This is a genomic window from Hydrogenophaga sp. 5NK40-0174 (assembly GCF_040372165.1).
Lineage (GTDB): Bacteria > Pseudomonadota > Gammaproteobacteria > Burkholderiales > Burkholderiaceae_C > Hydrogenophaga.
Genome location: NZ_BAABWG010000003.1, coordinates 145,114 through 157,143, shown reverse-complemented (window position 1 = coordinate 157,143; position 12,030 = coordinate 145,114). Strand labels below are relative to the sequence as shown.

Below are 12,030 nucleotides of genomic sequence, written 5' to 3'. Positions count from 1 at the left end.
GGTTGAGGAGTTCTGCATGAAAGTCGCCTCCATTCAAATGGTCTCCGGCATCAGTCTGGATGCCAACCTCAACGAAGCCATGCGCCTGCTCAGGCAGGCAGCGCAACTTGGCGCCGAACTGGCTGTTCTGCCGGAGTACTTCTGCTTCATGGGTCATCAGGACGCCGACAAACTGGTGATCGCAGAGACGCCGGGGCTGGGAACGGTGCAGGACTTCCTGTCGGATGCCGCCCGTGCCCACAAGCTGTGGGTCGTGGGCGGAACCATGCCCATGGCCACCGATGACCCTACCCATGCTGCCAATGCTTCTCTGGTGTATTCGCCCAAAGGCAAGTGTGTCAGCCGCTATGACAAGATTCACCTGTTCCGGTACGACAATGGCAAGGAGCGTTACGACGAGTCGGAGGTGCTGGCTGCCGGGGACACGCCGGTGGTGTTCGAAGTGACCGACGCCAGCGGGCAGTCCTGGCGCATCGGACAAAGCGTCTGCTATGACTTGCGTTTTCCCGAGCTTTACCGTGAGCTGGCGGCCGACGTGCTCCTGATGCCTGCCGCCTTCACCTACACCACCGGACGCGCGCACTGGGAAGTGCTCTTGCGCGCGCGCGCCATCGAGAGTCAGGCCTTCATGATTGCCAGTGCACAGGGCGGCCGGCATGAGAACGGACGCAGCACCTGGGGTCATAGCATGGTGATCGACCCCTGGGGTGAGGTCCTGGGCATGCACGCGGAAGGCCCGGGCGTTGTGGTCGCCGATCTGGACATGGCGAGATTGCAGGAGGTTCGTCAGCAACTGCCCGCGCTCGAGCACCGACGTCTGGGATGACGGAGCCGGCTGCAGCAACCACCCCAAAGCCCGGTCCGTCGACAGGCCACGGGCGCTGGTGGCTATGGGGGGCCATGCTGCTGCTTGTGCTCTCGCTGCTGGCGGTGCTGGTGTTTCTGGCTGGCGAATACGAAGAAGGGCGGGATCAGGCGGAGCTCGAGCAGCAAAGCCGTACAGTGGTCTCGGACATTCGCGGCGCACTGCTGCGCAATGTGCAGACGCTTCAGGCACTGCAATCCCAGGCCGACAACCAGACGGTTCGATGGGAGGCTGCCGCTCCTGACGTGATGGCAGAACACCGGGAACTGGTCCGCCTTGAATGGCGCGATCCGGCCCTCAATGTGGTCGCCGCGCAAAACAGCGCTTATCAGGCCAATCTGTTTGCCTCCCGCCGTCGCCAGCAGGCCCGGCCAGATGTGCTCCAGGCGTGCAACCAGGCCGAGCGATTGTCTGGTCCGGCCTTTTCGCCCAGCTATTTCTGGCCGACTTCTGGCGGACAGGGCCTGGAGCTGATGGAGATGTGCATTCCGGTGAGCCATGCAGGTGAGCCGGTGGGCTTTCTGGTGGCCAGCTATTCCTTGCCAGGCATGCTGGCCGAACTGGCACCACGAGAGTGGGTGCGGGGCCAGGGCCTGGCCTTTACAGAAGCAGATGGCACGCGTCTGGCGGTGGCCAGCACGGTGAGTGCGCGTCGCTCGCAAGTGGCCAGCAGTTTGCTGGACCTGCCCGGCAACGCTCTCATGCTGCGCCTGGAAAGCCCTCGCACCATCAGTGGCCTGTTTCCCAATGTCCTGACCGCTGTGGTGAGCGTGGTCTCGCTCGCCTTGCTCCTGGTGGTCTTCCTGCTCGCTCGCGACATGCGGCTGCGCCAGAGGGCAGAGCGTGAGGTGGCCGAGGCGCTGGCCTTTCGCAAGGCCATGGAGAACTCGCTCATCACGGGCTTGCGTGCCAGGGATATGGAGAGCCGCATCACCTATGTGAATCCGGGCTTTTGCCAGATGGTCGGCTTCAGTGCCGATGAGTTGCTGGGCTCGGGCCTGCCCTCACCCTGGTGGCCGCCTGACCGGGTCAACGAATACCAGCGCCGTCAGGAAGTGCGAATCTCGGGCACGCCATTGCCACGGGTGGGTTATGAGTCCGAGTTCATGCATCGCGACGGTCGCCGCTTTCCGGTGCTCATCTTCGAAGCGCCGCTGATCAACGCTTTGGGTGAGCAGACAGGCTGGATGAGTGCGGTGGTCGACATCAGCGAGCAACGCCGCATTGAAGAAATCAACCGCGCCACGCAGGAGCGCATGCAAAACACGGCCCGACTGGCCAACATGGGCGAAATGGCCTCACTGCTCAGTCATGAGCTGAATCAGCCGCTGGCAGCCATTGCCAGCTACGTCACCGGCACAGCCAATCTGTTGTCCCAGCCGGCGCAGGACACTGCGCCACCGATGGACGACATCCGGCTGGCCATGCAGCGCATCGGCGAGCAGGCCGAACGGGCGGGAAGAGTCATCCGCAGCGTGGCCGACTTTGTCCGCCGCCGGGAGAGCCGGCGCGAACCTGTCTCCCCGCAGGCCCTGTTCGACTCGGTCGAGCCGCTGCTGGCGCTGCAGGCTAGGCAGCAGGCCATTCAGCTCGACATGCACGTGTCACCCGATTGCCCAGAAGTGCTGTGCGACCACACGATGATCGAGCAAGTGCTGTTCAACCTGGCGCGCAATGGCATGCAGGCGATGCCAGAGGGAGACCCTGCTTCGTCATCCGGCCTGCGAGCGTTGAAGATGCAAGCTCGCTTGGCTCACCCATCAACCCATGCCACCGCCAAATCCTGGGTCGAGTTTTGCATTACCGATCACGGGCAAGGGCTGTCACCCGAGATGCGTGACAAGATTTTCACGCCCTTCTTCACCACCAAGTCCGATGGCATGGGCCTGGGTCTCAGCCTGTGCCGCACGGTGGTGGAGCAGCACGGGGGAGTGCTGATCGACGAACCGGCTCAGCCGCGCGGCACGGTTTTCAGGTTCACGCTGCCGGCGGCGTAGGGGCCGTTCAATGATCTGAGTCTCGACGCAACATCGCCAAAGGTCGACGATAGGCGGTGTCGATCGCAATGAAGGCCGACATGAAGACGACTGGGAGGAAGTCTCCGATGCCGACGTGGTGGTCCAACGCCTTGACGATCCAGTAGATGCCGAACAACACCACTCCGAACGCCGTGCCTGCCCGGCTCGCGCCTTCTGTCAGCGTGCGACCATGCCGGTACAGCATCTGAGAACCCAGGCGGATCACAAAAAACAGCCCCGACAAGGCGAACGGGATGCTTCGCCAGAAGAAGTGATCGACCGTCGCGTACAGCACAAGCCAAGCTGCAAGCAGGAACGGGAGGAACCCCCAATGCCAGACGCTCTCCCTCCTGGATAGCTTTTGTTCGGGCTTCGCTTGCCAAGAGAACAGCTTCGATACGTAGGTCCATAGCACCCACACCGAGAACGCCCATGCCAGCGCGCCGTGCACGACGATGAGAACCCCTTTGGGCTGATTAGAAGCCAACATCATGAACGACAGCAGGACCCAAATCGCTCCGTAGATGATGAGCCAGTTGGTCAAGTGCATCTTGAGTCGGGCAACGGAGATCCTGGTGTGGTTTCCAACCACCGTCCAGTAGTCATAGTGCTCTTGGTCAATGCTGGCGGGAAGCGGTTTGGTGCCGTTTTGCGTGATCCATTTCAGGATGCAGAAGAGCAGCCTTGGCTTCTCGTGAAAACCGATCGAGTACAGAAAGGCCTTCCGCTGTGAAAACGGGGTTTTCAGGAAACTGACGGCGGCGACAAAAGCGGCCTCTCCACTCGTGTTTGCCCTGTTGGTTTCCTCGTACCAGCGTTTGTACAACCTGCTTTGGTCACCTTTGGTCAACTGATATTCCGAATCCAGCCGTGCGCGTTTCTCAATCCTTGTGAAGGGGTTGCTGTACCATTCGGCCCCGTCGCGTCCGAAGAAGGCCAAGAGAGCGTCAAAGACTGCACCGTCAATGGCACTCGCCTCTGCGTACACGGCGCTCTCGATCACTTTGGCCACATTTGCCTTGACCGTCAGATCCCAAAGCGCTTCGTTGTCTTCAAGCCGGTCAAGCAACGCCTGAGCCGACGAAGCCTCCTCGGCTTGCCTCACGCATTCCCTGGCCAACTCATAGGGTTGGATCACCCGCTTGGGTGAAGAGGCGCCCCCGCCCGCCTGCTGCTCTGGAGTCTTGAAGAGAAAACGGGCCGGGTTGGCGGGGTTCTGGCCGAACTGCGGTGTTCGCTTCGGCTCGACGGGTTCGAACGTCCTGAGGGGCTCAACCCTCAAGATCGCGGGATTGATGTCCGGGGCCGTATCGCCGTCCAATTCTGGCAGGGCAGGTTTGTATGACGCAGCTTCAACCTCTTCCCCAGCCTCAATCCCGGCCACTGCTTCATCGCCGGCCTCAGGCCAACGTGTCTGAGCAAAACGCAGCGCGGCTTGATAGGCTTCGTTCAGCCTTTGAAAACCCTCAGGGTCGTCGTCCGGACGCGTCTTCTTCAGCAGCCGTGCATAGGCGCGCTTGATGTCGCGCTCGTCAGCCTCTGGGCCAATACCCAGGACCTCATAAGGCGAGCTCACAGGTTCGCCTCCACGCCTGTCAATCGTTGATTGAGTTCTTTGCGTGCAGACTCGATTCTCTTCAAATCCTGTGTTTCGAGAAGCTGCTGAAACATCGACATCCAGTGCTGGATTTCCTCGCGATCATGGATCGACTCCATGTATGCGCGCTCTGCTCTGGCCATCACTGCCAGGTTGGCCTGTTGCGCTCTGGGGTGCACTTTGATGGCTGCCAGCTTTTTCAGCCGCTCTTGAACCTCAGCCTCGGATAGCTGATGTTCGCTCTGCTGAAGCACCAGCGAGTGCACTTTGCTCGTCCATTGTTCCTTGGCTTCAACCTGCAGAAGTCCGTCAATGTCATAGGTGTATCGAAGGTCGACACCTGAGTCTCCGCGCTGGGCAGAGGGGGGCAAAGCCACGGTGATGCGCCCCAGCCTGATGTTGTTCTTCACCCAAGGGCTCTCCCCCTGAAAGATCTCGATCTTCATTTCTTTTTGGCCGTCATAGAGTGGGAACACCGACACTTCCCGGCTCACCGGCACGGTAGTGTTGCGCGGAATAATGGGCAGGAAATAACCAGAGAAATGTTGTCCATCACTGCTGGTCTTTGCCACCTCTGTCCCCAGCGTATAAGGGCAGATATCGGTCAGGACCGTTTCTTCCAGTCTCGCGTCACGTGCCTTCATTCCCGCCGCAATGCTCACACCCAGTGCAATCGCCAGATCAGGGTTGACGTGTCGCAGCGGCAGTCGACCCACCATTCTGGTCAGTGTCTGGGCGACCATGGGCATGCGCGAAGCGCCACCCACCAGAATGATTTCGTTCAGATCTCCTGGCTGCAATTCAGCGTCGCGCATAGCCCTCTCGACTGGCTGGCGCATGCGTTGGATCAGAGGTTCGCAAATCGTGACAAATCGGTCTTGAGTGATCAGCCAGCCATCGTTCGCCCTGTCGCCGATGGCGATCGGTAGCGAGACCAACACCTCTGACTTTTGTGTCAGCTCCCGCTTGGCCGCTTCTAGTCTGCGCTCAAGTTGGGCGAGCACGTCCGGAGAAAGTAACTCCAGGTCAATCTCCAGTTCCTTGCAAGCCGCCGTCAACAAAGCATCCAGAAAATCCTCTCCACCCAGAAAGTTGTCACCGGCACTGGCGTGGATATCGATGACGCCTTCAAACATCTCCAGAACCGATACGTCCAGCGTGCCGCCGCCCAAATCGAACACCAGCACACGCGCTTCTTCGTGTCCTTCCATCAGGCCATAAGCCAGGGCAGCTGCTGTCGGCTCGTTGATGAGGCGCTCTACCTTCAGGCCAGCCATTTCGCCCGCCGTTCTGGTGGCTTTGCGCTGGGCATCCGAAAAGTACGCAGGTACGCTGATCACAGCTTCGTTGACGGGCTCTCCGAAATGGGCTTCAGCGTCTGCAACGAGTGATCTCAATACCAGAGCCGAAAGTTCTTCAGGGGTGAAGTTGTGCACGCCCAGCTGAGTGGTCCGGTTCGAGCCCATCCAGCGTTTGAACGCGGCAACGGTCTGGCCGGGGTGCGTGATCAGGCGATCCTTGGCCGCCTGACCCACCAGCAAATGACCGGCCTCGTCAATGGACACCACAGAGGGCGTCAGCATTTCACCGAGTGCATTGGGTGCCAGCTCGGGGCCGTTGGGGCCATAGCGCCCGATGAGGGAATGGGTCGTGCCCAGATCAATGCCTACCAGCATGATTGTCCGTCCTGCCTGTCGTTGTATTTGGATTTATGTGATTGTGTGTGCCAGATTGGGTCCTGGTCAGGCGCGAGGCGGTGCTCGGCTTGGCCCGGGCAACACCCCTCATCGGTTGATGAAATGCCCTTGCCGGGTGCGTCCTCCCCTCTCGCGCACGGCTCCGCATATTATGATCCGGATATGACGCCGCAATCAGACGCCCGTGTCCACATCGTCGACGACGACGGCAGCGTGCGCGACGCCCTCTCGTGGCTGTTGCGCACGCGGCGTCTGCTCAGCGACTGTCATGAGAGTGCCGAGTCCTTTTTGGCCTCGCTGGGCGATCCTCTGGCCTCTGCTGAACCGAAGACGCCTTGCTGTCTGCTGCTGGACGTTCGGATGCCGGGCTTGAGTGGTCTGGCGCTGTTCGAACAGTTGCTGGCACAGCCTTGGCAGGCCGCAATGCCGGTGATCTTTCTCTCCGGTCATGCGGATGTGCCCACTGCGGTGGATGCGGTCAAACGGGGAGCGTTCGATTTTTGCGAGAAACCCTTTTCCGACAATGCGCTGGTCGATCGCGTGGAGCAGGCCTTGGCGAAGTCGGGCGAGGTGCTGGCGCAACGGCGGGCACAACAGGAGCTGGCTCGCAAGCTCGAAGGATTGACCGAGCGCGAACGGGAGGTCATGCGCCTGGTGGTGGATGGCATGCCGAACAAACTCGTGGCCGATGCGCTGCACATCAGCGTACGGACGGTCGAAGTGCACCGGGCCCGCGTATTCGAAAAAATGGGCGTGAAGTCTGCGGTGGAACTGGCCAACGCACTGCGCGATGCAGCTGAGGCCAGGTGAAAGAACTCAACGCGAAGCTGGGCCGTCGTCCTCTGACCGGTCTTCCCCGGTTTCCGAGGGATGTTCTTCCCGTCGCAACTCTCCCTTGTCCCGACCGGAAAACATGGTCCACCAGACGATGAACAACAGAATGAACAGCGCTGCGAGCGCTTCGAGCAACAACAAAAGCATGAATCAAATCCGGACTGGAACGCACAAGAGGCTGTGGCGCTGGTGTGCCGCGCTGACCATTGTAGGCACCCTGGTCGCCTGTGACACCACGCCCACGCCGACCGGGCCGGCACCCGGCGGCGTGCCGTCGCCCACATCCCCTTCGGCACGGGCGCCCGCGCCGATCGTGGATGTGGAGCCGCTGCCTCCGGTGCAACATCACGGGCTCAGCCGGTGGGAGCCCATTCGATGGAACGAGTTGCCTGGCTGGGGGCAGGATGATCTGCACGCGGCCTGGAACGCCTGGATCAAGGGCTGTGAGCGGCCTTTGCAAGGTCATGGGGCCTTGTGCGATGAGGTGCGCATGCTCTCCATCGCATCACAGGCAGAACAGCAGGACTGGGTGGTGAAGCGGTTTCGTCCCTACCGCGTGGTGCAGCGCGATGGCGTCGAACCACCGGGACTGCTCACGGGGTACTACGAGCCCATCATGTCTGCCAGCCGCCAACCGACCGCCTCACACAGGACGCCGCTCTATGCGCCTCCGCCCGGGCTGAGCGCCAAGCGGCGCTGGTACAGCCGCAAGGAGATTGACACCTCGGCGGTGGCCAAGGCCGCATTGAAGGACCGCGCCATTGCCTGGGTGCAAGACCCGATCGATGCACTCATTCTGCAAATCCAGGGTTCAGGCCGGGTGCGCATCAGTGAGCCTGACGGACAGGTTCGTGAAGTGCGTCTGGCCTTTGCTGGCCACAACGGTCATGCATACCAGAGCGTGGGCAAATGGCTGCTGCGTCAACGTGCCATCTCCGAAGGGTCATGGGACGCGATCAAGGACTGGGCCGCCAGAAACCCCCAACGCCTCAACGAGATGTTGTGGAGCAACCCGCGTACAGTTTTTTTCAGGGAGGAAGCCCTGAGTGATCTGGACGCTCAGTTTGGTCCCAGAGGAGCGCAAGGCGTGCCACTCACGCCGGGGCGCTCCATTGCAGTCGACCCCAAGAGCATCCCTTACGGCACGCCTGTCTGGATGGCCACGCAGGGCGAGGCATTGAATGACCGCAGGCTCGTGTTGGCGCAGGATACGGGTGGGGCCATTGAAGGCTCGGTGCGCGCCGATCTGTTCACCGGGTGGGGAACGCAGCAGGACGAAGCCTTCCTCCTCGCCGCTGGCCTCAAGCAGCCGCTGCAGCTGTGGGTGCTGCTGCCGCGAAACTGAGCCGGCTTGCGCGTAAAAAAACGGAGCCCCAGGGGCTCCGTTCCCGTTCAGTCAGCCCGGCAGGATCAGCTGTTGCTGATCGGTGGGCACTTCGTCGGTTTGTCAACCACGAAGTGATGGTGGCGGTGATGCCGCGGTTTCTTGTGATCGTGTGAATACCAGGAGTAGGTGCGCCCGCTCTCCTTGGACGCGGTGTACCCATCCTTGCTGGCATCCGAGCTGGCGTGCGCGGATAGCGAGACCGCCGTGGCGGCCAGTGCAATAGCAAGTGCTTTCATAGACAACCCTCCAAAAGTTATGGCAATGGTAGGTTTGATGTTGCGGTGCGTTGATGCAACCGCAGGCGGGGTCAGCTGGACTGACGAACGGAAAAACAGCATGACGGTGCAGGTGGCGTGTGGTGTGTGGCGTGTGGCGGACCTCAGGAGCCGACCAGTGCGCTGATCCGGCGAAGCCAGCCTTGAGGTGCCTTGGGTGAAGACTTTCGCTGCTCACCCGGCGGCCATTGGTCGGGGGTCTGATTGAGTAGGACTGCTTGCGGGCGATCGACCACCATGCGTCGTGCCTCGACCTCGCCCACCAGTCTGCGTGCGCACTCGAGAGCGTCCGACAGACGAGGGCAGCGCCGACCGGTGGAGTGAGCGTCGGATGCCAGCAGGTGAGTGTGGCCGTCAATGATGAAGCGCTCGGCCCAGTGCTTCGCGCGTTGTCCGAAAGCGCCGGTCAGGCTGCCTGCGGTGATCTGCATCCATGCGCCTTCTTCGACCAGGCGCTCGAACGCTTCGTAGTGGTGTTCAACCCAGGTCAGGCGTTCCGGGTGGGTGATGATGGGCGTGTACCCGGCTGCAATGAGATTGAAAACGGCATCCTCAAAGCCTGGGGGTGGGGTTGTGTGTGATGGCTCGAGCAGGAAGTAGCGGGAGTCATGCAGGGTCGGGACACGACCGGTGCGAATGCCTTCCGTGAGGCCGGGGACCAGATGCACGTCCGCACCAACGACCAGTTGAAGCGCGATGCCATTGTCGTCCAGGGCTTGCTGCAAGGCGCTGACGGCCGTTCGTATGCCAGGGCCGTCGTTCATGTACATACCCGGATAGATGTGTGGCGTGCACGCGGTGGTGTGGATGCCGTCTTCCACAGCCATTCGGGCCATCTGGAGCGAGACGTCCAGATGTGGTGCTCCGTCATCGATGCCGGGAAGGATGTGGCAATGAAGATCAATCATGGCAGGGACTCCTTGGCGGTGTCGGTTTCGGCTGGCAGCCGGCTGAGCGTGATGTCGTCGAACAGCGCCTCGCCGCGCATGCCAGTGCGTGACTCGTAGCTGGCTGCTGGCACCAGCACAAGTCGGGCTGGCTGGCCACAGGCTTCGGGGATCAGCACGTCGACGCCATCCTCTTGCCACTGTTGGGCGGTGCCGCCCCTGGGCGAAATGCTCGCCAGCACGGTGTCGTCTTCAGGGCACAGCAGCTGCCAGCTCAGGCCGTTGTCGCTGTGCAGACTTCCGGTCTGCGACTTGATGCGCAAGCGGTAGTGGCCGGGTGGCAGCATGAGGTACTGCCAGACGATGGGTGAATGGATGGGTTTTCCGGTGAACCGCACACGCATGGAGTGGCGTTGGGACTGCCGATAGGTGCGATCGACCATTGCGCCAGATCGGTGATCGTTGTCCCTGTCGCCAACCTCCCAGTCAAATCCGCCGCGCACAAAGGTCTGTTCGAAATCGCCATTGAACACAAACGGGATGAAGCGTTGCCACAGGTGACGCCAAATCTCATGCGAAGCCTCCCACCAGCCTTCTGCATTGAGCCGCTCGATCAGGAACTGACCGGTCCTTGGCGACAGACGATGCCCGGGGCTGGACATGACCGACTGGACCAGTGGCAGCAAGGCAGCCATGGGCACTTCCGCCCTTGGCGCTGCAAAGACGACCGGGTCAAGCCAGGCAGGGTTGGTTTCAATGGAAGTGATCAGGGCACCTTGCAGGCTGACATCTTCGCCCGCGCGGGAGATGAGACCTGCCACCATCTGGCTGGCAGCGGGGTCGTTGTGGTACAGCGCCAGCCGGGTCAGGGCGCTCAGGGCGACAGGCCAGTCGGACGCGCCGATGGCACTGTTGGCCTGAATCCGCAGCACATCCACGTTTTGCGGGGCTCGGTCAACGGCTTCTTTCAGCATGGCCGAGCGTTGTTCGCTGGTGGTCAGGCTGTCGTCCTGTGCAAACACCAGTGCCTCGATCAATGTCTGGGTCTCGCCCGGTTCTTTGCTCAGCCGCTGCACGCGTGCCTGCCATCGTTCATGTGGTGTTGCGCCGGTCATGGCGCCACATGCGGACAGATGAGGCCACTCGGCGCCCCAGCAGGAGAGCTCGAGATGGGTTTTCCATGCAAGCCGCGCCCCTGCCAGACACACGCCCACGACGAGCAGGAACGCGAGGTACCGCCAGGCAGCAGGACGGATGGCCTGTGGAGGGGTGGGCGTCATGGTGGACTCGGGCATGGTGATTCAGCGTGGGATGGCTGATACACGCACCAGTGCCGCGTGCTGGTTGCTGCGTTCGAAATGGGCGTTGATGCGCAGGCTGCGTCGCACGGAAGTGAGTTCCGCATCCTCCAGCTCGACCTCCACCACTGCGGTGACTTGCAATGCCTCGCCGATGGGCGTGGCGGTCATCGACAGTGTCTGCACTCTTCTGACCGGGCGGCCACCGGTGAGTTGATCGATGCGTTCGACGAAATCCTGGTTGTGGGGGGCGGTCCGGTAGGAAGGGTCGACCCACTCCATCAAGTGCTGTCCGCGTCCGCTGTGCAGGCCTGTGATGAGATTGGTCATGAGTACCAGGGTCTCTTCGTTGGCAATGCTCGAGCCGCTCGGTGGCTGGGCGGTGGAGACCACTGCTTCCTGGATGGACATCTTCTGAGCCACTTTGAGGCTTGGCCGGTCTGCCAGTGCCGACGGCCTGACCTGCAGCGAGGCGGCATTGTCGAAAGGCGCCCATACGACCAGCCCGGTCAGGCCCACGGCTGCCGCTGCGCCGATCGTCGTGGCCCGTACCAGTGGCGGGCTGGCCTGCCATTGCTGTTGCCATGCTCGCCATCGGGACCAGGGGCCCGCATCGGGAAGGTCCAATGGCGCTGGTGGCGCTCCGAGCCCCGTGCCAATCATTCTGGGGCGGTTTACATTGAGTGCGCCAGCCGCTTCCCGATCAGGCGTGTGCCCTCGAGCAGCGCTCGACAAGACTTGATGCGCCAGGTTGATACGTTGCGCTGCATCCGCTGGCCAAGACGGTGGTGTGGCGGCGCTGGCAGCATGCATGTCCGGATGGGTCATGCGCATCATCAGCCTGTAGTGCTCCCGCACTGTCCGGGCATCGAAGGTTTCGGGCAATCCGAGCAGCAGTTCAGGGCTGGCTCCAGGTCTGAGCAAAACGGTCCGCACAAAATACCGGGCGGCACGCCTGGCCCTGACTTCTCGCTTTGGGCCGGGCCGCATTTCCTTGAGCAAGAGAACTTCTTTCCCGGAGGCCAGCAGCAAGATGGTGTAGAGGTTGTCGAACAGCAGGCGAGGGTTGCGGTTGAGCACGGCGTAACGACCCGGACGCCGCTGAAAGTCCAGCAGTGTCAGCACCAGTTGCCTGAACAGGTCGCGGTCGAGGTCCATGGGCCGTCGTTCCA

11 protein-coding genes are annotated in these 12,030 nt (G+C 61.6%); 4 read left to right on the top strand and 7 right to left on the bottom strand.

The genetic code is table 11. The annotated features are described in order from the left end of the window. Window positions 1-16 precede the first annotated feature (16 nt). Together ABWV89_RS10260 and ABWV89_RS10255 are read left to right on the top strand one after the other, a co-directional pair. Window positions 17-826, top strand: coding sequence for a carbon-nitrogen hydrolase family protein (locus ABWV89_RS10260; protein ID WP_353396285.1), 810 nt, complete (start codon window positions 17-19; stop codon window positions 824-826). Window positions 827-900: 74 nt separating this feature from the next. Further along, a complete protein-coding gene (locus ABWV89_RS10255) occupies window positions 901-2,862 on the top strand; it encodes a two-component system sensor histidine kinase NtrB (RefSeq protein WP_353396284.1) in 1,962 nt (653 codons plus the stop codon). Between the two features lie 7 nt (window positions 2,863-2,869). Here the strand turns inward: ABWV89_RS10255 and ABWV89_RS10250 are convergent, their stop codons facing one another. Together ABWV89_RS10250 and ABWV89_RS10245 are read right to left on the bottom strand one after the other, a co-directional pair. Continuing rightward, complete coding sequence (locus ABWV89_RS10250) at window positions 2,870-4,459, bottom strand: J domain-containing protein (RefSeq protein WP_353396282.1); 1,590 nt, start codon at window positions 4,457-4,459, stop codon at window positions 2,870-2,872. Next, complete coding sequence (locus ABWV89_RS10245; RefSeq protein ID WP_353396281.1) at window positions 4,456-6,156, bottom strand: Hsp70 family protein; 1,701 nt, start codon at window positions 6,154-6,156, stop codon at window positions 4,456-4,458. The genes ABWV89_RS10250 and ABWV89_RS10245 overlap by 4 nt, the downstream gene beginning before the upstream one ends. A 183-nt stretch (window positions 6,157-6,339) precedes the next feature. On the opposite strand from ABWV89_RS10245, the gene ABWV89_RS10240 reads away from it, so the two are divergent. Beyond that, entirely contained in the window at window positions 6,340-6,987 is a 648-nt protein-coding gene (locus tag ABWV89_RS10240; protein ID WP_353396279.1) for a response regulator transcription factor, read from the top strand. A 6-nt stretch (window positions 6,988-6,993) separates the two neighbouring features. Here the strand turns inward: ABWV89_RS10240 and ABWV89_RS10235 are convergent, their stop codons facing one another. Further along, the gene (locus ABWV89_RS10235; protein WP_353396277.1) at window positions 6,994-7,158 is read right to left on the bottom strand and encodes a hypothetical protein; all 165 of its coding nucleotides are present in this window, start codon (window positions 7,156-7,158) and stop codon (window positions 6,994-6,996) included. On the opposite strand from ABWV89_RS10235, the gene mltA reads away from it, so the two are divergent. Then, on the top strand, window positions 7,157-8,356 hold the full coding sequence (gene mltA, locus ABWV89_RS10230) for a murein transglycosylase A (RefSeq protein ID WP_353396275.1): 1,200 nt from the start codon (window positions 7,157-7,159) through the stop codon (window positions 8,354-8,356). The two genes, ABWV89_RS10235 and mltA, sit on opposite strands and share 2 nt — an antisense overlap. A 65-nt stretch (window positions 8,357-8,421) precedes the next feature. On the opposite strand, the gene ABWV89_RS10225 is transcribed toward mltA, so the two are convergent. The 4 genes from ABWV89_RS10225 to ABWV89_RS10210 all read right to left on the bottom strand — a co-directional run bounded on the left by ABWV89_RS10225 (window position 8,422) and on the right by ABWV89_RS10210 (window position 12,016). After that, window positions 8,422-8,634: a hypothetical protein gene (locus ABWV89_RS10225; RefSeq protein ID WP_353396273.1), complete on the bottom strand. Its 213-nt coding sequence runs from the start codon at window positions 8,632-8,634 to the stop codon at window positions 8,422-8,424. A gap of 143 nt (window positions 8,635-8,777) precedes the next feature. Then, a complete protein-coding gene (locus tag ABWV89_RS10220; RefSeq protein WP_353396271.1) occupies window positions 8,778-9,581 on the bottom strand; it encodes a tyrosine-protein phosphatase in 804 nt (267 codons plus the stop codon). After that, window positions 9,578-10,855, bottom strand: a complete 1,278-nt coding sequence (locus tag ABWV89_RS10215; protein WP_353396269.1) for a hypothetical protein — start codon at window positions 10,853-10,855, stop codon at window positions 9,578-9,580. Before ABWV89_RS10215 ends, ABWV89_RS10220 begins: the two co-directional genes overlap by 4 nt. A 6-nt stretch (window positions 10,856-10,861) precedes the next feature. After that, window positions 10,862-12,016, bottom strand: a complete 1,155-nt coding sequence (locus tag ABWV89_RS10210; protein ID WP_353396267.1) for a J domain-containing protein — start codon at window positions 12,014-12,016, stop codon at window positions 10,862-10,864. Window positions 12,017-12,030 lie beyond the last annotated feature (14 nt).